Origin of the sequence: Pseudomonas siliginis (assembly GCF_024072275.1) — a bacterium.
Taxonomy (GTDB): Bacteria; Pseudomonadota; Gammaproteobacteria; order Pseudomonadales; family Pseudomonadaceae; genus Aquipseudomonas; species Aquipseudomonas siliginis.
The window spans coordinates 1,656,580-1,680,155 of the sequence record NZ_CP099598.1; the positions used below are offsets into that span (position 1 = coordinate 1,656,580).

Here is a 23,576-nt window from a genome sequence, read left to right on the forward strand (position 1 = left end):
ACAGCAGGAAAAATGACAATCAGACTTTTAATTCAAATTAATGCGACAGATGGCCGCAGGGCGCGAGATCAACCGAAAACTAAATGTGGGAACGGGCCCTGTGGTGAGGGGATTTATCCCCGCTGGGCTGCGAAGCGGCCCCAGACCCTGCATACGCGGAATGTCTGACACTCCGCGAGCAACAGTGTACGACTGCTGCGCAGCCGGGCGGGGATAAATCCCCTCGCCACAAGGGCCCGCTCCGACCGGGTTGTGTACTGCAAAAACTATTTGCAGGCGTCGGCGATGGCGTCGGCGAGCGATGCGAGGCGGGTGGCGTCGATGCCGGCGACGTTCGCGCGGCCGGAGCTGACCATGTACACGCTGTGCCGCTCGCGCAGGGTTTTCACCTGTTCCGGCGACAGGCCGGTGTAGGAGAACATCCCGCGTTGCACACCGATGTGCGCGAAGCGCTCGCGCAAACCGTGGGGTTCCAGCGCTTCGACCAGACCGCTGCGCAGCTGGGCGATCCGCAGACGCATCGCTTCCACTTCATCGGCCCAGCGCGCTTTCAGCTCTGGATCGGCGAGGATGGTCGCGACCACCGCCGCGCCGTGATCCGGCGGCGTCGACCACAGATTGCGGGCGATGTTGGCCAGTTGGCTGCGGATGTCGATGAGCTTGTCGGCGCTGGTCGCGCAGACGATCAGTGCCCCGGTGCGGTCGCGATACAGGCCGAAGTTCTTCGAGCAGGAACTGGTGATCAGCAGCTCCGGCACTTGCGCCGCGAACAACCGGGTCGACCACGCGTCCTGCTCCAGGCCATCGCCAAAACCCTGATAAGCGAAGTCGATAAGCGGCAGCAGATCGCGGCTGCGCACCACTTCAAGCACGCGCTGCCAGTCGTCATGGCTCAGGTCGAAACCGGTCGGGTTGTGGCAGCACGCATGCAGCAGCACCACGTCGCCCTTCGGCACTTCCTTGAGCACGGCGAGCATCGCTTCGACGTCGAGGCGATTGTCACTGCCCACATAGGGGTAGTGGCTAACCTTGACCTTGGCGGCGGCGAAAATGGTTTCGTGAATCGGCCAGGTCGGGTTGCTCAACCACACGCCTTTGCCCGGCAGGCATTGGGCGATGAAGTCGGCAGCCAGACGCAGGGCGCCGGTGCCGCCCGGGGTCTGGGTGGCGCCGGCGCGTTGTTCGGTGATCAGTTGTGAGTCGGCACCGAGCACCAGCTCATTGATGACCTTGCCGAACAGCGGGTTGCCGTGGCCACCGATGTAAGTTTTGGTGTCCTGGCTTTCGACCAGTCGCGCTTCGGCGATTTTCACCGCTTCGGGAATCGGCGTCAGGCCCTGGGCATCCTTGTAGACGCCAACGCCGAGGTCGAACTTGCGCGGATTGGCATCCTGCGCATAGGCCTCCATCAAACCGAGAATCGGGTCGCCGGGAACCCGGCCGATGGCGTCGAAGTGCATCACTTGCGTCCTTCTGCGGTCTTCGCGACTTCGTCAGTGCGCGCAGCCATGATGAAGTCGTTGCGGTGCAGGCCTTTGATCGAATGGCTCCACCAGGTCACGGTGACTTTGCCCCACTCGGTCAGCAGGCCCGGGTGGTGACCTTCGGCCTCGGAGATTTCGCCGACGGCGTTGGTGAACGCCAGTGCGTGTTTGAAGTTCTTGAACAGGAAAACTTTTTCCAGCTGCATGATGCCGTCGCGTACTTCGATGTTCCAGTCAGGGATCTGCTTGATCAGGATCGGCAGTTCTTCGTCGCTGACTTGTGGCGCATCGGCGCGGCAGGCTTCGCAGTGGGCTTGGTTCAAAGTCGACATGGTGGATTCCTGAAAACGAGTGTGTTTTTTATTAAAGCGCGTGGGCCGTCAATGCCGTCACGCTAAAGCAAAGTGGCGGCGACGGACAGACGCAATTGTCAGCAAAAGTCGCGGTTCAGGCGGCTTTGGGTTTCGGCGGAAATTTCGGCGCGTGCAAGCCCAGCTGCATGCCCTGACGGACCATGGCCATGATGTCTTCATGGGCCACATCGAACAGGCGCTTGAGATTGGGCAGGACGAAGTACAGTGGTTGCAGGATGTCGATGCGATACGGCGTGCGCATGGCTTCCAGCGGATCGAAAATCTGATGCTCGGGCTCGTCCGACAGGCAATAAACGGTTTCTTTCGGCGAGGACAGAATCCCGCCGCCGTAGATGCGCTTGCCGTGCGGGGTGTCGACCAGACCGAATTCGATGGTCATCCAGTACAACCGGGCCAGATACACGCGCTCTTCCTTGGTCGCCTGCAGGCCGAGCTTGCCGTAGGTGTGGGTGAACTCAGCGAAGTAGGGGTTGGTCAGTAGCGGGCAGTGGCCGAAGATCTCGTGAAAGATGTCGGGCTCTTGCAGATAGTCGAGTTCTTCGCGGGTACGTATGAAGGTGGCGACGGGGAATTGCTTGCTGGCAAGCAACTCGAAAAACGTCTGGAAAGGAATCAGCGCCGGCACCCGGGCAACCTGCCAGCCGGTGGTCTCGCCGAGGACTTTGTTGATCTCGGCCAGTTGCGGGATGCGGTCGTGGGGCAGACCGAGTTTTTCGATACCGTCCAGATATTCCTGGCACGCACGACCTTCAATCACCTTCAACTGGCGAGTGATCAGCGTGTTCCACACCGCATGTTCTTCGGCGGGGTAGTCGATAAAACCTTGCGCATCGGGCTCGCGAGCCACGTATTGCGTCTGCTTCATGCTGCTCTCCTGCTAGGAAATTCGTTTTTGTTATGTCCAGCGATGGCTAAAGGAATACCCGAGAGTGACAGGGCGTGCAGCATGTTGACCGGTGTGTGCGTAGGAAAATTCTGCGTATTTCGTAAAGTTATCGTTACGCTTTGTCGGGTAATGCGCATTTACGGTGATTGGCGGGTTTGAAAAGGGTCGGGGCTGTCACATAATCTTGACAACTATCTGCGTGCCCCGACAGAAACATCTGCCCCGGGCGCGCCACAGAACCCTGTGGGAGCGAGCCTGCTCGCGAAAGCGGTCTGTCTGACACATCGATACTGGATGTGCTGGCGCCTTCGCGAGCAGGCTCGCTCCCACAAGGACATGTGTTTATCTTTCAAACCTGTCGGACCTTTTTCTATGCGCATCAAAGTCCACTGCCAGAATCGCATCGGCATCCTGCGTGACATCCTCAATCTGCTGGTGGCGTACGGGATCAACGTCGCACGCGGCGAGGTGGGTGGTGAGCATGGCAATGCGATCTACCTGCACTGCCCGAATCTGATCAACATCCAGTTCCAGGCGTTGCGGCCGAAGTTCGAGGCGATCGGCGGGGTGTTCGGGGTCAAACGCGTCGGGCTGATGCCCAGCGAGCGCCGGCACATGGAACTGAATGCGTTGCTCGGCGCGCTGGAATTTCCGGTGCTGTCGATCGACATGGGCGGTTCGATCGTTGCGGCCAATCGCGCGGCGGCGCAGTTGCTCGGGGTGCGCGTCGATGAGGTGCCGGGGATTCCGCTGTCGCGCTACGCCGAGGATTTCGATTTGCCGGAATTGGTGCGCGCCAACAAATCGCGGATCAACGGCATGCGGGTCAAGGTCAAGGGCGACATCTTTCTCGCCGACATCGCGCCGCTGCAATCGGAACACGACGACAGCGAGGCCATGGCCGGCGCCGTACTGACCCTGCACCGCGCCGATCGGGTCGGCGAGCGAATCTACAATGTGCGCAAGCAAGAGCTGCGCGGGTTCGACAGCATCTTTCAAAGTTCGAAAGTCATGGCCGCCGTGGTCCGCGAAGCGCGGCGCATGGCGCCGCTGGATGCGCCGCTATTAATAGAAGGCGAAACCGGTACCGGCAAGGAATTGCTGGCGCGCGCCTGCCACCTCGCCAGCCCGCGCGGACAGTCACCGTTGATGGCGCTCAACTGCGCCGGACTGCCGGAGTCGATGGCCGAGACCGAGTTGTTCGGCTACGGCCCCGGCGCCTTCGAAGGTGCGCGGGCCGAAGGCAAGCTTGGCCTGCTCGAATTGACCGCTGGCGGCACACTGTTTCTCGATGGCGTCGGCGAGATGAGTCCGCGTTTGCAGGTCAAATTGCTGCGCTTTCTTCAGGACGGTTGCTTCCGTCGCGTCGGCAGTGATGAAGAGGTGTATCTGGACGTGCGGGTGATCTGCGCGACGCAGGTGGACTTGTCCGAATTGTGCGCGCGCGGCGAGTTTCGCCAGGATCTCTATCACCGCTTGAACGTGCTGTCGCTGCACATCCCGCCGCTGCGCGAGTGCCTCGACGGTCTGACGCCGCTGGTTGAACACTTTCTCGACCAGGCCAGTCGGCAGATCGGCTGTCCGCTGCCGAAACTGGCCCCGGCGGCGATGGATCGCCTCAGCCATTACCACTGGCCGGGCAATGTGCGGCAACTGGAGAACGTGCTGTTCCAGGCGGTTTCCCTGTGCGACGGCGGCACGGTCAAGGCCGAACATATTCGCCTGCCGGATTATGGCGTGCGTCAGCCGCTTGGCGATTTTTCCCTCGACGGCAGTCTGGACGAGATCGTCGGGCGCTTCGAGAAAGCGGTGCTGGAACGGCTGTATTCCGAGCATCCAAGCAGTCGGCAGTTGGGCAAGCGACTCGGTGTTTCGCACACCACCATTGCCAACAAGTTGCGTGAGTATGAGGTTGGCAAAACCTCCGAAAGCTAAATAGAGCCTTTGTGGCGAGGGGATTTATCCCCGATGGGCGGCGAAGCCGCCCCGCTTTTTCTTCCCAGCGACCTCATTTGCAGGCTTGGCGACTGCTGCGCAGCCGAACGGGGATAAATCCCCTCGCCACAGGATCTCCATCCCCCGCCGAACTCAGGATTGCCACTAACCGGCATGACACCGCCGGTTTTTCGTCTTCGACCCATTTCAGATTCGCCCTCCGATCCCCTCAAGTCCCCTGTTTACCGGGCCTTCGCCCGCCAATAAAAAGTTGGTCTGCAAATTGCTTATGGCTGAGCAGTACAGCGGTGGGCGGCAAACGTCCGGCATGCAGAGGAAACACTGTGGACAAGTACCTTTATGTGGCAATGACCGGCGCCAGCCAGAACGCACTGGCGCAGCGGGCGCATGCCAACAACCTGGCGAACATTTCCACCAACGGCTTCCAGCGCGACCTCGAGCAGGCGCGTTCGATGCCGGTATTCGGCGACAGCTTTCCGGCGCGCGCGTTTGCCATGAGCGAACGTCCTGCCACCGACTTCACGCCGGGATCGCTGGTGCAGACCGGTCGTGAACTCGACGTCGCGGTATCCGGCAACGGTTTCATCGCCGTGCAAAACCCCAGCGGTGGTGAAAGCTACGTGCGTACCGGCAGCCTCAACATCGACGCCCTCGGCGTACTGCGCGCCGGCAACGGCATGCCGGTGATCGGTAACGGCGGCCCGATCGCCGTGCCGCCCGAGCAGCAGGTCGAAGTCGGTGAAGACGGCACCATCAGCATTCGCGCAATGGGCGAAGGTCCGCGCGTCATGGCCGAAGTCGACCGGATCAAGCTGGTCAACCCGGACATCAAGAACATGAACAAAGGCCTCGACGGTTCGATTTACACCAAGGACGGCCAGCCGGCGCAAGCCGACGCCAACGTCAAACTGGTCTCGGGTTTCCTTGAGTCGAGCAACGTCAATGCCGTGGAAGAAATGACTTCGGTGCTGGCCCTGGCCAAGCAATTCGAGTTGCACGTCAAGATGATGAACACCGCCAAAGACGACGACCAGGCCATGGCTCGGGTCTTGCAGATCAGCTAATTATCAGAACGTCGCGCCGTAAAACAGGCGCACGAGGAGAATCGAATGCTTCCGGCTCTATGGGTTGCCAAAACCGGTCTGTCCGCCCAGGACACCAACCTGACCACCATTTCCAACAACCTGGCGAACGTTTCGACCACGGGTTTCAAACGTGACCGTGCCGAGTTCCAGGACTTGCTCTATCAGATCAAGCGTCAGCCAGGCGCTCAGTCGACCCAGGACAGCGAACTGCCGTCGGGTCTGCAAGTGGGTACCGGTGTGCGCATTGTGGGCACCCAGAAAAACTTCACCGCCGGCAGCCTGCAAACCACCGAGCAGCCGCTGGACATGGCCATCGACGGTCGCGGTTTCTTCCAGATCCTGCAGCCGGACGGCACCACGTCCTACACCCGTGACGGTACTTTCCACCTCGACTCCAATGGCCAGATCGTCAACGCCAGCGGTTTCGCCCTGGAACCGGCGATCATCATCCCGAACGATGCGCAGACCTTCACTGTTGGCCGTGACGGCACCGTGTCGATCACCATCGCCGGCAACCCGGCCTCGCAAGTGATCGGCAACCTGCAGACCGCCGACTTCATCAACCCGGCCGGTCTGCAAGCAGTGGGCAACAACCTGTTCCTGGAAACCGCTGCTTCCGGCGCGCCACAGATCGGCACCCCGGGCCTGAACGGTTTCGGTACCACGCTGCAGAACACCCTGGAAACCTCGAACGTCAGCACCGTTGAAGAGATGGTCAACATGATCACCACTCAACGCGCCTACGAGATGAACTCCAAGGTGATCTCCACCGCCGACCAGATGCTCTCGTTCGTAACGCAGAATCTGTAATCCAGTCTTTGGGGTGGCCTGAGGTCGCCAGCAACACCGTGAGGTAGGGTCATGAAGCGCTTTGTATCTGTTCTGGCATTGAGTGGGGTCGTCTCGCTCGCGGGCTGCGTCGCCCCGACGCCCAAGCCCAATGACCCTTACTACGCCCCGGTGTTGCCGCGCACACCGTTGCCGGCGGCTGCCAATAACGGCTCGATCTATCAGGCCGGCTTCGAGCAGAACCTGTACAGCGACCGCAAGGCGTTCCGGGTCGGTGACATCATCACCATCACCCTGAACGAGCGCACCCAGGCGAGCAAGAACGCCAACTCGCAGATGGACAAGAACAGCGATAACTCGATCGGTCTGACCTCGTTGTTCGGCTCCAGCCTGACCACCAACAACCCGATTGGTGGCGGTGACCTGAGCCTGAACGCTGGCTACAGCGCCGACCGTTCGACCAAGGGCGACGCCAAGTCCGGGCAGAGCAACAGCCTGACCGGTTCGATCACCGTGACCGTGGCCGACGTGCTGCCCAACGGCATCATCGCCGTGCGTGGCGAGAAGTGGCTGACGCTCAATACCGGTGATGAACTGGTGCGCATCGCCGGCATGGTCCGCGCCGATGACATCGCGACCGACAACACCGTGTCGTCGACCCGTGTCGCCGATGCACGCATCACCTACTCGGGTACCGGCGCGTTTGCCGATACGAGTCAGCCAGGCTGGTTCGACCGTTTCTTCCTCAGCCCGCTGTTCCCTTTCTAGGTGGCTACGTTGAATCTGAAAAGTCTTATGGTGGCCGCGTTGTTGATGTCTGCGGCGTTCACCGCACACGCCGAGCGGCTGAAAGACATCGCCAGCATTTCCGGCGTGCGCTCCAACCAGTTGATCGGTTACGGCCTGGTGGTCGGGCTTAACGGCACCGGTGACCAGACGACGCAGACCCCGTTCACCCTGCAGACCTTCAACAACATGCTCTCGCAGTTCGGCATCAAGGTGCCGCCGGGATCGGGCAACGTGCAGTTGAAGAACGTCGCGGCGGTGTCGGTGAGTGCCGATCTGCCAGCGTTTGCCAAGCCAGGTCAGCAGGTCGACATCACCGTGTCTTCGATCGGTAACTCCAAGAGCCTGCGTGGCGGCACCTTGCTGCTGACGCCGCTCAAGGGTATCGACGGCAACGTCTATGCGATCGCTCAGGGCAACCTCGTGGTTGGCGGTTTCGACGCTGAAGGCCGCGATGGTTCGAAGATCACCGTCAACGTTCCGTCGGCCGGTCGCATCCCTGGCGGTGCGTCGGTGGAACGTGCGGTGCCGAGCGGTTTCAACCAGGGCAACAGCCTGACGCTGAACCTCAACCGCTCCGACTTCACCACCGCCAAGCGCATCGTCGACAAGGTCAACGACATGCTCGGCCCTGGCGTCGCCCAAGCCATCGACGGCGGTTCGGTGCGGGTCACTGCGCCACTGGATCCGAGCCAGCGCGTCGACTACCTGTCGATCCTGGAGAACCTCGAAATCGATCCGGGGCAAGCGGTGGCAAAAGTCATCATCAACTCGCGTACCGGCACCATCGTCATCGGCCAGAACGTGAAAGTGTCGCCAGCCGCCGTGACCCACGGCAGCCTGACCGTGACCATCACCGAAGACCCGATCGTCAGCCAGCCTGGCCCGCTGTCCAACGGCCAGACTGCCGTGGTGCCGCGCTCGCGGGTGAATGCCGAACAGGAAGCCAAACCGATGTTCAAGTTCGGCCCGGGCACCACCCTCGACGAGATCGTCCGTGCGGTGAACCAGGTCGGCGCAGCACCGGGTGACCTGATGGCGATTCTCGAAGCTCTGAAGCAGGCCGGCGCATTGCAAGCCGACCTGATCGTGATCTGAGGCCGGCCACCATGGATATGCGCAAAAGCGGTCTGGTCAGCAGCAGCGATTCGGGTTCCTACTCCGACCTCAATCGTCTGAACCAGCTCAAGGTCGGCGACAAGAACAGCGACGAAAACATGCGCAAGGTGGCGCAGGAATTCGAGTCGCTGTTCCTCGGCGAAATGCTCAAGTCGATGCGCTCGGCCACCGAAGCGCTTGGTCAGGACAACCCGCTGAACACGCCGGCGGCCAAGCAGTATCAGGAAATGTACGACCAGCAACTGGCGGTTTCCATGTCCCGCGAGGGCGGTGGTATCGGTCTGGCCGATGTGCTGATCCGGCAGATGTCGAAGAACAAACCGATGGCGCCGGGCGAGGCTGCAGCCGCGTCCGCCGCCAAGCAGCAGGAAGCGCTGGCCAAGGCCGCCGCCGTACCGACGCCGATTGCCGCCGGCACCGTCGCCACCGGTCCGCTGTCCCGCGTCAACGGCGAGCGTCCGTTGTGGGCATCGCGCTCGGTGCATGCGCCGAACAACACCGATATTTCCCATCGCAACGACATGGCGCTGATCAACCAGCGGCGTCTGGCGCTGCCGCCGAAACTGGCCGATCGCTTGCTCGCCGGTCTGGTGCCGTCGGCACCGAGCGCGGCCACTGCCAGCACTGCGGCGGCAGCGACCAACGCCTTGCCGCAACGGGCCACGACTACCGCCGTCACAGGCTCCGGCGCGTTGTACAACGGTGACTGGCTGGCCCGTGCTGAAGAGCAGAAAGCCGCTGGCGGGCAGATGCAGGTCTACGGCCGCGCCATGGCGCAGATTCCGCTGGCACCGGCGAAGAAGGCCTTCAGTTCCGCCGACGAATTCGTCAACACCATGTTGCCGATGGCCAAGGAAGCCGCTGACCGCATCGGCGTCGATCCGCGTTATCTGGTGGCGCAAGCGGCACTGGAAACCGGCTGGGGCAAATCGGTCATGCGCGCTCAGGATGGCAGCAGCAGCCACAACCTGTTCGGCATCAAGGCGAGCAGCAACTGGAAGGGCGATTCGGCCCGCGCGATCACCAGCGAGTTCCGCAATGGCGCGATGGTCAAGGAGACGGCCGAGTTCCGTTCCTACGCCTCGTACAAGGACAGCTTCCACGATCTGGTGACGTTGCTGCAGAGCAACAATCGCTATCAAGAAGTGCTGAAGTCGGCCGATAACCCAGAACAGTTTGTACGCGAGTTGCAGAAGGCCGGTTACGCCACCGACCCGAACTACGCGACGAAGATTTCGCAAATTGCCAAGCAGATGAACAGTTTTGAAAACTACGCTGCGGCGGGTGTCTCCACCACGCCTTTATAAGGCACCAGGTAATAAGGTCTGAACCATGAGTTTGCTCAATATCGGGATGTCGGGACTGTCGGCCAGCCAGTCCTCTCTGGCTACGACAGGCAACAACATTGCCAACGTCGACACCGCCGGTTATTCACGTCAGCAAACCGTGCAGGGCACCAAGTCCTCGCAGCAGTACGGCAGCGTTTTCATCGGCACGGGCACGACCCTGGCCGACGTGCGCCGGGTGTACAACTCGTATCTGGAATCGCAGCTGCACACCGCGACGTCGCTGGACAGCGAATCGGCTGCCTTCCTCAAGCAGGCGACGCCGCTGGACGCGATGCTGTCGGACACCAACACTGGCCTGACCGGTGTACTGCAGAAATTCTTCACCTCGATGCAGGGCGTATCGACGTCGGCCACCGATGACACTTCGCGTCAGTCGGTGCTGACCGGTGCACAGGCGCTGACCAGCCGTTTCAATACCCTGGCCAAGCAGCTCAACGATCAGAACACCACGATCAACGGCAGCCTCGGCGACATGACTGCCCAGGTGAACAAGCTCGCCACGGCGATTGCCAATCTCAATCAGAAGATCGGCGAAATCTCCACCAGCGGCGGGGCGCCGAACGACCTGCTCGACAGCCGTAACGAAGCCGTGCGTCAACTCTCCGAGCTTACCGGTGCGCAAGTCGTCGAGCGCGGCACCAGCTTCGACATTTATGTCGGCAGCGGCCAGCCGCTGGTCATCGGCAACACCACCAACAGCCTGAGCATGGTCGCGAGCAAGACCGACCCGTCGCGCATGTCGATCCAGATGGATCGCGGTTCGAGCACCATCGACATCACTTCGGTGATCAGCGGTGGCGAAATCGGCGGTCTGCTGACCTATCGCAAGGAAGTCCTCGACCCATCGCTCAACGAGCTCGGTCGCGTGGCCCTGGTGATTGCCGATCAGATCAACAGCCAGCAAGCCCAGGGCATCGACAAGAACGGTGACTTCGGCGCGGCGATTTTCAACAACATCAACAGTGCCGCCCTGATCAGTCAGCGCAGCATTGCGAAGGATGGCAACAGCGCCGGTTCGGGCAACCTCGATGTGACCATCAAGGACACCGGCAAGCTGACCACCAGCGATTATCAGGTGACCTTCACCAGCGCTACCGATTACACCGTCAAACGTTCCGACGGCACCGATCTGGGCGCATTCAGCACCACGACCAATCCGCCGCCAGTGATCGACGGTTTCACCCTGGCCTTGAACGGCGGCGCGCTGAGCGCGGGTGACTCGTTCAAGATCACGCCGACCCGCAACGCGGCGGCGAGCATTCAGACCGTGCTCAGTGATCCGAAGAAAATCGCTGCGGCAGGTCCGCTGACCGGCGTCGCCAGCGCCAACGGTCTGGGCACGTACACCCAGCCGACGCTCAGCAATAAGATCGACATCTACAACCCGACCGCCCAGGCTGACATGCAGGCGGCGCTGAAGAATTCAACGCCGGTCAAACTGGTATTCGGCGCAGCCAGCGGTGGCAGCCAGTCGTACAACCTGGTCGACGCCAAGGGCGCGACCATCGGCACCGGCACCATCGTGCCTGGCCAGTCGAACACGCTGAATTTGAAAGTCGGCATCGTCGATGCCAGCGGCAACCCGGTGATGGACACTACCGTCACGCCGAACGTGCAGAAGACCTTCACCGTGCAGACCACCGTGGGCGGCACGCCGAAAACCGGCGAGACCTTCACCATGAACCTGACCGGTGCGGCGTCTTCGGACAACCGCAACGCCCAGGCACTGGTCGCGTTGCAAACCAAACAGACCGTGGACACCGGTTCGGCGAGCAAGGGCATCAGCCTGACCGACGCCTACAACACCCTGGTGACCAACGTCGGTACCAAGACCGCCCAAGGCAAGTCCGACAGCGCCGCGACCACGGCGATTCTGGAGAACGCCAAGGGTGCCCGCGATTCGTTGTCCGGGGTCAACCTGGACGAAGAAACCGGCAACCTGGTCAAGTACCAGCAGTACTACACAGCGTCTTCGCAGATCATCAAAGCTGCGCAGGAAACTTTCGCCACGCTGATCAACAGCCTTTAAGGAGTCGTAATTCATGCGCATTTCCACCGCCCAGTATTACGGAACGCAAGCTTCGGATTATCAGCGTAACTTCAACAAGGCTGTCGCTACCGCGAGCGAGGCGAGCAGCCTGCAGCGTATCAACACCGCCGCCGATGATCCGATCGGTGCCGGGCGCTTGCTGCAGCTGGGCCAGCAGGCGGCGATGCTCGATCAGTACAAGACCAACGTCAACACCACCAAAAGCGCCTTGACCGTGCAGGAGTCCACTCTGGATTCGATTACCACGGCGCTTGCGCGAGCCAAAGAGCTGGCCCTGGCCGCGAACAACGGCACCATCACCGACAAGGACCGCCAGGCATACGCCTCGGAACTGGGTGAGATCCAACAGCAAGTGCTGGGCCTGATGAACGCCAAGGATGCCAACGGCAACTACCTGTTCTCCGGTTCGAAAACCGATACCGCGCCGTATTCGAAGAATTCTGACGGCACGTTCAGCTACAACGGCGACCAGACCACCATCGATCTGGGCATCGGCGACGGCATGACCGTGGGTACCAACACCACCGGTTGGGACGCGTTCCAGCAGACCATCAACACCGGCCGCACCAACACCAAAATGACTGCGCCAGCCGTCGATGACGGCCGTGTCGTGCTGTCCAACGGCACCGTCGGCACCGCCGCCACTTACGACGCCAAGTTCACCGCCGGGCAGCCGTATACCATCGATTTCGTCAGCAGCACCCAGCTGAAAATCACCGATGCCTTGGGCAACGATGTGACCGCCGAGGCCAGCCAGAACGGCTTGATCAGCAACAGCAGCGGCGCCAACCAGACCGTCAGCTTCCGTGGTGTCGACCTTAAACTGAACGTCAACCTGAAGGCAGGCGATACCAATCCGGACGCCGTTATCGCAGGGCACAGTTTTCAGCTGTCGGCCTCGCCGGACTCGTTCACCACCACGCGTAATCCGGGTAACCCGTCGACCAGCGTGATCACCGGTTCGACCATCACCGATCAGGCAGCCTACACCGCAGCGTTCCCGCAGGGCGGCGCGGTGCTCAAGTTCACCAGCGCCACCGATTTCGATCTGTATGCCGCGCCGGTGACGGCCGACAGCAAGCCGGTTTCCTCGGGCACGGTTGCCGGCGGTAACGCCACCGCTGCCGGTGTGACTTTCGCCCTGGGCAGCGCGCCGGCCGCTGGTGATCAGTTCTCGATCCAGCCGAACAATCATCAGACCCAGAACGTGCTCGACACCCTGGGCCAGATGATCACCGCGCTGAATACGCCAGTCGACGGTGACCCGGTTGCCAAGCAGAAATTGCAGGGCGCGATGGAGGCGGGCCTCGGCAATATCGATGCCGCTTCCAACCAGATCGGCACGGCGGTGACCACCATTGGTGCCCGCGGCCAGGCGCTGGACATGCAGACCATTACCAACGACAGCCTGACCACGGCGAACAGCACGACCCAGGGTTCGATTCGTGATTCCGATCCGGCTGAAGTCATGACCCGTCTGACCCTGCAACAGACCATGCTGCAAGCCGCGCAACTGGCGTTCAGCAAGATCAGTCAGTTGGGTCTGTTCAACAAGATCTGATGGTTGGCGGGCGCGTGCGCGCCCGCTGACGTTGTCCCTCTGTTAATGATTTTTTGCGGTATCAAGGGCTCGTTTTTGCGAGCGGGCTCGTACCGCCTGTGAGCCCGCCGTGAATTCACTTCCTCTCGTCAGCATTGCCATCCCTGCGTTCAATCCGCGCTTTTTCGAGCGGGCATTGAACAGCGCCGTCAGCCAGACATATGCGCCTCTTGAGATCATTGTCTGCGACGACAGTCGTGGTCATGAGATCGAAGGGATTGTCAGCGCTGTGGCCGAGCGCTCGGGTGTTGCCGTGCGCTATGTGCGCAACCCGCGCACATTGGGCATGGTCGGCAATCTCAAGGCGTGCCTTGATCAGGCGCAGGGTGAATTCGTCAAGTTCATGTGTGACGACGACCATCTCTATGCCGCCTGCATCGAGCAGCAGGCGCACGAGATGTTGCGTGAGGAAGTCAGCCTGGTGCTGGCTCAGCGGCTATTCTGGGACGCCGACGACATCATTCTGCCGGCGCGCCTGGAAAACACTTCGTTGTCACCGGCCAGCGGTCTGTTCAAGGGTGACGACCTGCTGGGCATCTTCGAAAAATTTCCGGTCAATGTGCTGGGCGGTTTCTCCAGCGCCTTGTTTCGTCGTTCGGACCTCGTCGACTTGTTGCCGGCGCTGACTCAGGACGGCCACTGCTTTGTCGCCACCCTGGATTTCGCCTTGTACGTATGCCTGCTGCGGCGCGGCAATCTGGCGATGTCGAACACCGTGCTCAGTGCCGAGCGGCTGTATCCGGAGCGCTTGAGTGCTCAGCAGCCGATGAAAGACGCGGTCGAGGTCGAGCGCGAGTGGATTCTGCAAATGCTCAAGGCGCGCAGCGGCGAGTCGGCGCCAGCGCCGGGTTGGGTGCGCTATGTCCCGCTGACCAAGGCTGACGTAATGCCGCGCGTCTGGGAAGAGCTGCCCCTGAGCCGTACGCTGGGTACCAAGCAGAGTCGCCAGGAGTGGTGCGTCGGCATCGATAGCTGGAGCTTCGCCGAACTCTACGCGCACTGGCTGCAGTGCCGCAGTCTCACTGAAGGGCAGCGCAAGTTACTGCCGGAAACTCTGGCCGCCTGGCCACAACAGCCGCGAATAGTGCCGATCGTCATTGATGCCCAGAGCAGTCGCGATGGAGTCGAGCGCACGCTTGAGGCGCTTGCTCGGCAGGACTATGCCCCTGAACTGATTCTGGTGCTGTCCTCTTCCTGTAACGAGGCGACGCTGGATGGCCGCGTGTTCCACATGCCACTGGAAGGTGACGGGCTGGGTCAGATCAACGCGTTGTTGCCCCAACTGGAGGGCGCCGACTGGTTTTACCTGTTGCAGGCCGGTGACCGGCTGATGGTGCCAGCCTTGCTGGTCATGGCTGACCGGATTGCGCACTCGCCGTCGCTCGGTTGCGTGTACAGCGATGAAGGCGGTCTGCGCGATGGTGAGTCCGTGGAACCCGCCTTCAAACCCGATTTCAACCTTGATCTGATGCGCAGCTACCCGTATGTCGGGCGCGCCTTGGCGTTCAAGCGCGAACGCTTTCTGGCGCTGGGTGGTTTTGACACGACGTTCACCGAACTGGCTCCTCACGACATGCTGTGGCGCATGGTCGAAAGCGACGGCACCCAAGTGATCGGGCATGTCGCCGAAGTTCTGCTGGAGTCGCCATTCGATCTGTCGCGGTGGTTGGCCGAGCCAGGCGTCATCGAACAGAACCCTCGTGTGCTCGAAGCGCATCTGCAACGCATTGGCGTTGCCCATGAAATCCGCCGTGGCAGTTGCCACTTGCTCAATCGTGTCGACTATCGGCACGCGCGCCGTCCGCTTGTGTCGATCATCATCGTGACCCGGGATCAGACCGCTGCCTTGCAGCGGTGTGTCGAGACCGTGCTGGAAAAAACCGCCTACGCCGAATACGAACTGCTGCTGGTCGACAACGGCAGCGAAACTGCTGAGGCCAGAGCATGGCTGGACGGCATCGCGCAATTGGGTGGTGACCGAATCCGCGTGCTGACGTACCCGCAGCCGGACAACATGGCTGCCCTGCACAATTTTGCCGTGACCAAGGCTCGTGGCGAATATGTGCTGCTGCTCAATACCTTCGCGGTGATTACCCACGCCGACTGGCTGGACGAACTGCTCAATCATGCGCAGCGCCCGGAAGTCGGCGTGGTTGGCGCCAAGTTGTTCAACCCGGATGGTTATGTGCTGCATGCCGGCATGATTCTGGGGATGCAGGGCGCGGTCGGGCTGCCATTTTATGGACAGTCGCTGCAGTCGGACGGTTATATGTTCCGGCTGCAGGCCGCCCACGATCTGAGTGCAGTCGGCGGTGATTGCCTGATGGTGCGCAAGGCGGTTTTCGAGGCGGTGGCAGGGCTTGATGAAGAGGATTTGAAGCAGGCGCTGAACGTGGTGGATCTGTGCCTGCGCATCGGCCAGGAAGGCTACCTGGTAGTGTGGACGCCTTATGCCTTGCTGGCTCAGGGCGTGCGCCCGACTGTCGAGTCGACAGCTGAGCAAGGCGAGCAACATTTGCACGAGCAGGAAATCTTCTACAAGCGCTGGCTGCCGCGCATTGCCCGCGATCCGGCCTTCAATGTCAACCTGTCCTTGCAGGGCGTCGGCGCGACGAGTTTCAGCCTTGAGCCGGGCCTGCGTACGGGGTGGACTGCTTTTTCCAGGCCGCAATTGCCCAACGTACTCGCCGTGCCGATCAATGCCTCAGCGATTGGCCATTACCGCATGAGTCAGCCGCTGATAGAGCTGGAAGCGGCGAACCGGGCCGAAGGGTGTATTCGTTACGGCTTGCCGTCGATCATTGAAATCGAGCGTCAGTCGCCGGATGTCATCGTCCTGCAAGGGCGCTATTCCCAGGGCGCGATCGATGAAATCCCGCCGCTGAAAAAATTCTGCCATGCCCGGCGCATCTTCGAGCTGGATGACTATGTGATTGATGTTCCGCATCGCAATGCGCATATCCGCAACATGCCCAGCAAGCAGGAAATGGAACGGATGGTGCGCCAGGCGATCAGCCTGTGCGACCGCGTGGTGGTGTCGACTCAACCACTGGCCAATGCGCTGTCGGACATGCACCACGACATTCGCGTAGTCCCCAACATGCTCGCGCAAAACCTCTGGACCGGTTTGCGGGGTCAGCGCCGCACCTCGAAAAAACCTCGCGTGGGTTGGGGCGGAGGCACCAGCCACCATGGCGATCTGGCGGTGATTGCCGATGTCGTGCGTGAGCTGGCCAACGAAGTCGACTGGGTATTCTTTGGCATGTGCCCGGATGACCTGCGTCCGTACATGCACGAGTTCCACGGTGTGATTCCTCTGGACGTCTATCCGGCCAAGCTGGCCAGTCTGAACCTCGACCTGGCCCTGGCACCGCTGGAGTTTCACATTTTCAATGACTGCAAGAGCAATCTGCGTTTGCTGGAATACGGCGCCTGCGGTTACCCGGTCATCTGCACTGATACCGAAGCCTATCAGGGCTATCTGCCGTGCACGCGGGTGAAGACCAACAGCACTGATGAGTGGCTGCAGGCGATTCGCATGCATCTGGCCGACCCTGACGCCAGTTATCGCATGGGTGACGAGCTGCACGAGGTGGTCATGCGCGATTATGTGTTGCGTGGTGACAATCTGCGGTATTGGGAGAATGGCTGGCTGGCGGATTGATCGTTTATATAGGCGGCTTTTTGGGGTTGCCTTTTTTTTGGGGCCTTGGCGGCCTTGGCGGCCTTTGGGCCGACCAGGCTGTTGGGGGTTTTGGGTGTAGATCCGTTTCTGCGGGTGTTGCTGATTACGGTTCCGCCCTTACGGCGGGTCACCTTTTTCAAACGCCAAAAAGGTAACCCAAAAGGCTTGCTCCTACGTTCGGCCCTCGCAGGCTCGGGTTCCTTCGCTGCGGGACTGATCCGGGCGCAGCGGCTCCGGTTTGCTTCGCTGCACCTCCTTCCGCTGTGTTCGACTTCGTCGAACGGTCGCTGCGCTCCCACGCCCGGATCAATCCCTCCACTCAGCCTTCCGACGTCGCCGGTGGATCAAGATCAAGAGCACTCGAGCTTGCGCTCATTGTTGAGTGGGGCGGCTTTGCCGCGGGCAGCTGCGCTGCTTTGATTTGATTTGCTTTGCTTTGCTTTGCTTTGCTTTGCTTTTGCACTTGCTTTTGCACTTGCTTTTGCACTTGCTTTTGTGGGAGCGAGCCTGCTCGCGAAGGCGGCCTGACCGCCGGCCCATATCTTGCTGGATGCACGCGATCCAACTGGAGCTGCCGAAGGCTCGGGCTGCGATCGGACGATCTTTTGCTTTGGCTTTTGATCTCTTGCCCCTCCACGCCCTCAGCCCGTCCGTCATTCTGTTGCCACTTCCACCGACGCCTCTATCAGCCATCTCCGAAAACCCGAGTCTGAGCTGGCGCGTTTCCTGCAAGTGCCCCGCAAATCGCCATAAAACGAGCGCTCGCGGTGTTTCCTCCTGCGCCCGTAGCGGCAGAAGGTTTGGCCAGAAGGCCTGCGACGCTCAAAAAAGCAGTGCGCAGCCCGGTGACGTACGAGAGGGGAGACGATGAAGGCAGTAATTTTGGCGGGTGGCCTCGGCACGCGCATCAGTGAAGAGTCGCACCTCAAGCCCAAGCCGATGATCGAGATTGGCGGCAAGCCAATTCTCTGGCACATCATGAAGCAGTATTCCGCCCACGGGATCCACGACTTCGTCATTTGCCTGGGCTACAAGGGCTACGCGATCAAGGACTTCTTCGCCAACTACTTCCTGCATACATCCGACGTCACTTTCGACATGCGCAACAACCGCATGGACGTCCATCAGAACTACAGCGAGCCGTGGAGTGTGACCCTCATCGATACCGGCGAGGAAACCATGACCGGTGGCCGCCTGTTGCGTGCCGCGCGTTATCTCAAGGATGAAGAGGCGTTCTGCTTCACCTATGGCGATGGCGTTTCCGACATCAATATTGCTGAGCTGGTCGACTATCACAAGGCTCACGGCCGCCTGGCGACCGTCACTGCGGTGCAGCCGCCAGGTCGTTACGGCGCGCTTGAACGGCAAGGTGACCAGGTGCTGGGTTTCACTGAAAAACCCCGTGGGGACGGTGGCTGGATCAATGGCGGTTTCTTCGTGCTGTCGCCAAAAGTGCTGCCCTACATCAGCGATGACAGCACCACCTGGGAAGCCGAGCCGTTGGCCCGTCTGGCTCAGGACGAACAACTGAAAGCCTTCGAGCACGAAGGTTTCTGGCATCCGATGGACACCCTGCGCGACAAGAACCATCTCGAAGCGCTGTGGCAGAGCGGGGAGGCCCCATGGAAGCAATGGGCCTGAGTGCGGAGTTCTGGCGTGGCAAGCGTGTTCTCGTCACCGGACACACCGGTTTCAAAGGCAGTTGGCTGACCCTTTGGCTGCAAAGCCTCGGCGCGCAGGTCAGCGGTTTTTCCCTGGATCCGTCGACTGAACCGAGCCTGTTCGAACTGGCGCGCGTACACGAAGGCATCAACGACCAGCGCGGCGATTTGCGTGACCTCGGCGCCTTGCTGGAAATCATCGCCGAGACCGAACCGGAGATCGTCCTGCATCTGGCCGCCCAGCCCTTGGTGCGCGAGGGCTATCGCGATCCGCTCGGCACCTATTCAAGCAATGTCATGGGCACGCTGAACCTGCTCGAAGCGATTCGTCAGGTCGGCGGCGTGCGCGCCTGCGTGCTGGTGACTACCGACAAGGTCTACGCCAACAAGGAATGGCTGTGGCCGTACCGCGAAGACGAAGCCCTTGGTGGACACGATCCTTACAGCAGCAGCAAGGCCTGCTGCGAGTTGCTCGCGCAGTCCTACGCCGCGTCGTTCTTCCCGGCGGACAAACATGCCGAGCATGGTTTGGCCCTGGCGACCGCACGCGCCGGCAATGTGCTGGGCGGCGGTGACTTTGCCCCGGAGCGACTGATTCCCGACGTGCTCAAAGCCTGGAGTGCCGACGAGCCGGTGACCCTGCGTTACCCGCAAGCCGTGCGCCCATGGCAGCACGCCCTTGAACCGCTGGCGGGTTACCTGCAATTGGCCGCAGGCCTTTATGAGCGAGGTCCGGAGTATGCCGGCGCGTGGAACTTCGGCCCCGGTGAGGCGGACATGTGCAGCGTCGGCGAAGTCGTCGAATTGCTCGCCAGCCGCTGGCCGCAGGCACCTGGTTTGCGTATCGAAAAAAGCGAACTGCATGAAGCCGGCCTGCTGCGCCTGGACAGCAGCCGTGCGCGGCAATTGCTGGGTTGGCAAGCGCGCTGGACCTTGCAGCAATGCCTGGCCCAGACCCTCGACTGGCATCTGGCCTGGCAGAACGGCGATGACATGCGCGCTGTAACTCTGGGCCAGTTGAATCTGTACCGAGGCGCGCTGTGAGCGAGTTTTCCCTGAAAGCGTTGCCATTGGCCGGTCTGTTCAGCATTCAGCACAAACGTTTCGAAGATCAGCGCGGGCACTTCGCCCGGTTGTTCTGCGAGGGCAGCCTGATTGCGTTCGGCAATGAATTTCATATCCGCCAGATCAACCACTCCTGCACCCGCGAGAAGGGGAGTGTGCGTGGCCTGCATTATCAGAATGCCAACGCCCCGGAAGCCAAACTGATCACGTGCCTGCGCGGTGAGGTCTGGGATGTGGCGGTGGATCTGCGGCCGGACTCGGAGACGTTTTTGCACTGGCACGCCGAGCACTTGAAGACGGGCGATGGCCGCAGCCTGTTGATTCCGGCCGGTTTCGCTCATGGCTTTCAGACGCTTACCGCAGACGCCGAATTGCTCTATCTGCACAGCGCCGATTACGCGCCGGAGCACGAGGGCGGCTTGTCGGTGAACGATCCTCGGCTGGCGATTGCCTGGCCGTTGCCTGTCAATAATTTGTCAGCGCGCGATTCCAGCCATCCTGCGCTCGATCAACACTTTGCTGGAGTGCGTCTATGAATTGCCGTGGGTGCGCCGCACCGCTGAATCTGCCGCTGATCGACCTCGGCACTTCGCCGCCGTCCAACGCCTACGTGCACGCCGATCGCCTGGAGCAGGCCGAGCAATGGGTCCCGCTCAAAGTCGCGGTGTGCCAGCAATGCTGGCTGGTGCAGACCGAGGACTACACCAGTGCCGATAGCCTGTTCGATGCCGAGTACGCCTACTTCAGTTCGTTCTCCAGCACTTGGCTCAATCACGCCGAGCGCTATGTCGCCGAGATGAGCGAGCGCTTCGGACTTAACGCCGACAGTCGTGTGGTCGAAGTCGCCGCCAACGATGGTTACCTGCTGCAATACGTCGCCGCGCGCGGGATCCCGTGCCTGGGCGTCGAGCCGACTCGCAGCACCGCACAGGCTGCACGCGAGAAAGGCCTGGAAATTCGCGAGCTGTTCTTCGGCCGCGACACCGCCACGCAATTGCGCAACGAAGGCTGGAGCGCCGACCTGATGGCGGCCAACAACGTGCTCGCCCATGTGCCGGACATCAACGATTTCCTCGCCGGCTTCGCGACGCTGCTCAAGCCGACCGGCGTCGCCACTTTCGAGTTTCCGCAACTGCTGACGCTGATGGCTGGCGCGCAGTTCGACACGCTGTATCACGAACATTATTCCTACCTGTCGCTGACCGCCGTGCAGACCCTGTGCGAGCGCAATGGCCTGGAAGTGTTCGACGTCAGCCAGTTGAGCACTCACGGCGGCTCGCTGCGCGTATTCGTGCAGCGCAAGGACGGCCAGCGCCGCGCTGTTCTCCCGGCAGTTCAGCAACAACTGCAGGCCGAACTCGCTGCCGGGATAAAAACCCCTGATTACTACGCGACCCTCGCGCCTGCTGCCGAACGCATCAAACATGACCTGCTGCGCTTCTTGTTGCAGGCCAAAGCCGACGGCAAACGTGTGGTCGGTTACGGCGCGGCGGCCAAGGGCAATACCTTGCTCAACTACGCCGGAGTCAAAGCGGATCTGCTGTCCTGGGTGGCCGATGCCAACCCGCACAAACAGGGCAAGGTCTTGCCGGGCAGTCGCATCCCGATTGTTGCGCCAGCGCAGATCGACATTGAGCAACCGGACTACGTGCTGGTGCTGCCCTGGAACCTGCTGCACGAAGTCAGTCAGCAACTGGCGCAGGTGCGTCAGTGGGACGGGCGCTTCGTCATCGCCGTGCCTGAGTTGAAAGTGCTGTGAAAGTTCTGGTCACTGGCGCCACGGGCTTTGTCGGTCGGCATCTGGTTGCTGCATTGCTTGAGCGCGGCTGTGAAGTCCGCGCGGTGGCGCGCAACGCAGAAACCGCGCAGGGCATGCCATGGATCAACCACGTCGAATTCGTCGCGGCAGACATTCACGCTGCCGACCTGAATGTCGTCGCGCTGACCGAAGGCATCGACGCACTCGTGCATCTGGCCTGGCCGGGGCTGCCGAACTATCGGGCGCTGTTCCATTTCGAGCACAACCTGATGGCCGATTACCGCTTTATCAAAAGCGCGATAGAGGCGGGCGTGTCGCAGGTGCTGGTGACCGGCACTTGCTTCGAATACGGCATGCAGAGCGGTCCGCTCAGCGAGTCAACCGAGCCACGGCCGAGCAATCCCTACGGTCTGGCCAAACATACGCTGCACCTGTTTCTGCAGAATCTGCAGCAGGAGCAACCGTTCACATTGCAGTGGGCGCGGTTGTTCTATTTGCACGGCGAAGGGCAGAACCCCAACAGCCTGTTGGCCGCGCTGGACCGGGCCATCGATAGCGGCGAGGCGTCGTTCAACATGTCGGCCGGTGAGCAGTTGCGCGATTTCCTCGCGATTGAAACCGCCGCGAGTCATCTCGCCGCGATCCTCCATCAGCGCGACTTTGGTGGCGTGATCAACTGCGCCAGCGGCCATCCGGTGTCGGTGCGTGCGCTGGTCGAACAGCGCTTGCGTGAGCGTGGCGCAACCCTGGATCTGAACCTCGGCCATTACCCGTATCCGACCCACGAACCGCTGGCGTTCTGGGCCGTCACCGAGCGCTTGCAACAGTTATTGGGAGAGTCGCCATGAGGCACGAGTTGTACCGGGCCACCGGCCTGCCGGTATTGCAGAACCGCACTTTCGCCGATGCCGAATCGGCGCGTGCCTCGGCCAGCGCCGACATGCTGCTGGTTCAGGACGAGCGCAGCGGTCTGGTTTTCAACGCCGCGTTCGATGCCGACAAGCTCAGTTATGACGCCGACTATCAGAACGAGCAGGCGCACTCCGGCCAGTTCCAGCAACACCTGCGCGATGTCGAAGGCATCATCGGCAAGCACTTCAAGGGCCAGGAGCTGATCGAGGTCGGCTGCGGCAAGGGCTACTTTCTCGAGCTGCTCAAAAGCCTTGGCTATTCGATTACCGGCATCGACCCGGCTTATGAAGGCGAAAACCCCGAGGTGATCAAGGCGCCGTTTACGCGCGGCCTCGGCCTGGCGGCAGATGCCATTGTGCTACGTCATGTGCTGGAGCACATCGAAGACCCGGTGAGCTTTCTGGCCGTGATCGCCGAGGCCAATCAGGGCGGGCAGATCTATATCGAAGTGCCGTGCCTGGACTGGATCCTCGAGCACAAGGCCTGGTTCGACCTGTTCTACGAACACGTCAATTATTTCCGCCTCGATGACCTGCGCCGGATGTTCGGCACGGTGCACGAGGCCGGGCATCTGTTCGGCGGTCAATATCTGTACATCGTCGCTGATCTGTCGACGTTGCGCCTGATACCCGAACAACCGGTGCCGCGCCTGACTCTGCCGGAAGATTTCAGCGCCAGTCTCGACCGTGCCGTGCAGATCATCCGCTCGGCGCCTGCGCAGGGTTCAGCGATCTGGGGCGCTTCGTCCAAAGGCGTGATCTATTCGCTGTACCTGCAACGCGCCGGCGTTGCGGTCGATCGCGTAGTCGATATCAACCCGGCCAAGCAGGGGCGTTATCTGCCGCTGAGCGGCGCGCGCGTGTCCTCGCCGCAAGAGGCCATGGATGCGCTGCCGGAAGGCGCGCACCTGTTTGTGATGAATTCCAATTACCTCGAAGAGATCAAGCGGATGACCGGTGGACGCTACGTCTATCACGCCGTCGACAGCGCTTCGTTTCAGTGACCCTTGAGATGAC

18 protein-coding genes are annotated in these 23,576 nt (G+C 61.2%); 15 read left to right on the forward strand and 3 right to left on the reverse strand.

Features of this window, described 5'->3' with window-relative positions:
- Positions 1-266: 266 nt before the first annotated feature.
- The 3 genes from NF676_RS07865 to phhA form a co-directional block, all read right to left on the reverse strand.
- Entirely contained in the window at positions 267-1,460 is a 1,194-nt protein-coding gene (locus NF676_RS07865) for an amino acid aminotransferase (RefSeq protein WP_252887492.1), read from the reverse strand.
- Positions 1,460-1,816 (reverse strand): 4a-hydroxytetrahydrobiopterin dehydratase, encoded by a 357-nt coding sequence (locus tag NF676_RS07870; protein ID WP_016771115.1) that lies wholly within the window; start codon positions 1,814-1,816, stop codon positions 1,460-1,462. The genes NF676_RS07865 and NF676_RS07870 overlap by 1 nt, the downstream gene beginning before the upstream one ends.
- A gap of 115 nt (positions 1,817-1,931) precedes the next feature.
- Positions 1,932-2,723 carry a phenylalanine 4-monooxygenase gene (phhA, locus tag NF676_RS07875; protein WP_252887493.1) on the reverse strand — a complete coding sequence of 264 codons (792 nt, stop codon included), beginning with the start codon at positions 2,721-2,723 and terminating at the stop codon, positions 1,932-1,934.
- Positions 2,724-3,116: 393 nt separating this feature from the next.
- Here phhA and NF676_RS07880 point away from each other — a divergent pair, with 393 nt between their 5' ends.
- The 15 genes from NF676_RS07880 (at position 3,117) to NF676_RS07950 (ending at position 23,563) form a co-directional block, all read left to right on the forward strand.
- Positions 3,117-4,679: a sigma-54-dependent phenylalanine hydroxylase transcriptional regulator PhhR gene (locus NF676_RS07880; protein ID WP_016771113.1), complete on the forward strand. Its 1,563-nt coding sequence runs from the start codon at positions 3,117-3,119 to the stop codon at positions 4,677-4,679.
- A 344-nt stretch (positions 4,680-5,023) separates the two neighbouring features.
- The gene (locus NF676_RS07885; protein WP_016771112.1) at positions 5,024-5,764 is read left to right on the forward strand and encodes a flagellar basal body rod protein FlgF; all 741 of its coding nucleotides are present in this window, start codon (positions 5,024-5,026) and stop codon (positions 5,762-5,764) included.
- Between the two features lie 45 nt (positions 5,765-5,809).
- Positions 5,810-6,595, forward strand: a complete 786-nt coding sequence (gene flgG, locus NF676_RS07890) for a flagellar basal-body rod protein FlgG (RefSeq protein WP_016771111.1) — start codon at positions 5,810-5,812, stop codon at positions 6,593-6,595.
- A gap of 51 nt (positions 6,596-6,646) precedes the next feature.
- Complete coding sequence (flgH, locus tag NF676_RS07895; protein WP_016771110.1) at positions 6,647-7,342, forward strand: flagellar basal body L-ring protein FlgH; 696 nt, start codon at positions 6,647-6,649, stop codon at positions 7,340-7,342.
- A gap of 27 nt (positions 7,343-7,369) precedes the next feature.
- The gene (locus NF676_RS07900; protein WP_024012083.1) at positions 7,370-8,458 is read left to right on the forward strand and encodes a flagellar basal body P-ring protein FlgI; all 1,089 of its coding nucleotides are present in this window, start codon (positions 7,370-7,372) and stop codon (positions 8,456-8,458) included.
- An 11-nt stretch (positions 8,459-8,469) separates the two neighbouring features.
- Positions 8,470-9,786, forward strand: coding sequence for a flagellar assembly peptidoglycan hydrolase FlgJ (gene flgJ, locus NF676_RS07905; protein ID WP_024012084.1), 1,317 nt, complete (start codon positions 8,470-8,472; stop codon positions 9,784-9,786).
- Between the two features lie 25 nt (positions 9,787-9,811).
- Positions 9,812-11,857 carry a flagellar hook-associated protein FlgK gene (gene flgK / locus NF676_RS07910; RefSeq protein WP_041478993.1) on the forward strand — a complete coding sequence of 682 codons (2,046 nt, stop codon included), beginning with the start codon at positions 9,812-9,814 and terminating at the stop codon, positions 11,855-11,857.
- 13 nt (positions 11,858-11,870) lie between these two features.
- Positions 11,871-13,439 (forward strand): flagellar hook-associated protein 3, encoded by a 1,569-nt coding sequence (locus NF676_RS07915; protein ID WP_056783756.1) that lies wholly within the window; start codon positions 11,871-11,873, stop codon positions 13,437-13,439.
- A 109-nt stretch (positions 13,440-13,548) separates the two neighbouring features.
- Positions 13,549-17,142 (forward strand): glycosyltransferase, encoded by a 3,594-nt coding sequence (locus NF676_RS07920; protein ID WP_252887494.1) that lies wholly within the window; start codon positions 13,549-13,551, stop codon positions 17,140-17,142.
- 888 nt (positions 17,143-18,030) lie between these two features.
- Complete coding sequence (gene rfbF, locus NF676_RS07925) at positions 18,031-18,804, forward strand: glucose-1-phosphate cytidylyltransferase (protein ID WP_041478997.1); 774 nt, start codon at positions 18,031-18,033, stop codon at positions 18,802-18,804.
- A complete protein-coding gene (gene rfbG, locus NF676_RS07930) occupies positions 18,786-19,868 on the forward strand; it encodes a CDP-glucose 4,6-dehydratase (RefSeq protein WP_150742453.1) in 1,083 nt (360 codons plus the stop codon). Before rfbF ends, rfbG begins: the two co-directional genes overlap by 19 nt.
- Complete coding sequence (locus NF676_RS07935) at positions 19,865-20,425, forward strand: dTDP-4-dehydrorhamnose 3,5-epimerase family protein (RefSeq protein ID WP_252887495.1); 561 nt, start codon at positions 19,865-19,867, stop codon at positions 20,423-20,425. The genes rfbG and NF676_RS07935 overlap by 4 nt, the downstream gene beginning before the upstream one ends.
- Positions 20,422-21,648, forward strand: coding sequence for a class I SAM-dependent methyltransferase (locus tag NF676_RS07940; RefSeq protein WP_252887496.1), 1,227 nt, complete (start codon positions 20,422-20,424; stop codon positions 21,646-21,648). Before NF676_RS07935 ends, NF676_RS07940 begins: the two co-directional genes overlap by 4 nt.
- Entirely contained in the window at positions 21,645-22,496 is an 852-nt protein-coding gene (locus tag NF676_RS07945) for an NAD-dependent epimerase/dehydratase family protein (protein ID WP_252887497.1), read from the forward strand. Before NF676_RS07940 ends, NF676_RS07945 begins: the two co-directional genes overlap by 4 nt.
- On the forward strand, positions 22,493-23,563 hold the full coding sequence (locus tag NF676_RS07950; RefSeq protein WP_252887498.1) for a class I SAM-dependent methyltransferase: 1,071 nt from the start codon (positions 22,493-22,495) through the stop codon (positions 23,561-23,563). The genes NF676_RS07945 and NF676_RS07950 overlap by 4 nt, the downstream gene beginning before the upstream one ends.
- Positions 23,564-23,576: the final 13 nt, after the last annotated feature.

Excerpts from the sequence above, each read along its gene's own strand:
- NF676_RS07865 (WP_252887492.1), bottom strand. The coding sequence starts at position 1,460 with ATGCACTTCGACGCCATCGGCCGGGTTCCCGGCGACCCGATTCTCGGT.
- NF676_RS07870 (WP_016771115.1), bottom strand. The coding sequence starts at position 1,816 with ATGTCGACTTTGAACCAAGCCCACTGCGAAGCCTGCCGCGCCGATGCG.
- phhA (WP_252887493.1), bottom strand. The coding sequence starts at position 2,723 with ATGAAGCAGACGCAATACGTGGCTCGCGAGCCCGATGCGCAAGGTTTT.
- NF676_RS07880 (WP_016771113.1), top strand. The coding sequence starts at position 3,117 with ATGCGCATCAAAGTCCACTGCCAGAATCGCATCGGCATCCTGCGTGAC.
- flgG (WP_016771111.1), top strand. The coding sequence starts at position 5,810 with ATGCTTCCGGCTCTATGGGTTGCCAAAACCGGTCTGTCCGCCCAGGAC.
- flgH (WP_016771110.1), top strand. The coding sequence starts at position 6,647 with ATGAAGCGCTTTGTATCTGTTCTGGCATTGAGTGGGGTCGTCTCGCTC.
- NF676_RS07900 (WP_024012083.1), top strand. The coding sequence starts at position 7,370 with ATGGTGGCCGCGTTGTTGATGTCTGCGGCGTTCACCGCACACGCCGAG.
- flgJ (WP_024012084.1), top strand. The coding sequence starts at position 8,470 with ATGGATATGCGCAAAAGCGGTCTGGTCAGCAGCAGCGATTCGGGTTCC.
- flgK (WP_041478993.1), top strand. The coding sequence starts at position 9,812 with ATGAGTTTGCTCAATATCGGGATGTCGGGACTGTCGGCCAGCCAGTCC.
- NF676_RS07915 (WP_056783756.1), top strand. The coding sequence starts at position 11,871 with ATGCGCATTTCCACCGCCCAGTATTACGGAACGCAAGCTTCGGATTAT.
- rfbF (WP_041478997.1), top strand. The coding sequence starts at position 18,031 with ATGAAGGCAGTAATTTTGGCGGGTGGCCTCGGCACGCGCATCAGTGAA.
- rfbG (WP_150742453.1), top strand. The coding sequence starts at position 18,786 with ATGGAAGCAATGGGCCTGAGTGCGGAGTTCTGGCGTGGCAAGCGTGTT.
- NF676_RS07940 (WP_252887496.1), top strand. The coding sequence starts at position 20,422 with ATGAATTGCCGTGGGTGCGCCGCACCGCTGAATCTGCCGCTGATCGAC.
- NF676_RS07950 (WP_252887498.1), top strand. The coding sequence starts at position 22,493 with ATGAGGCACGAGTTGTACCGGGCCACCGGCCTGCCGGTATTGCAGAAC.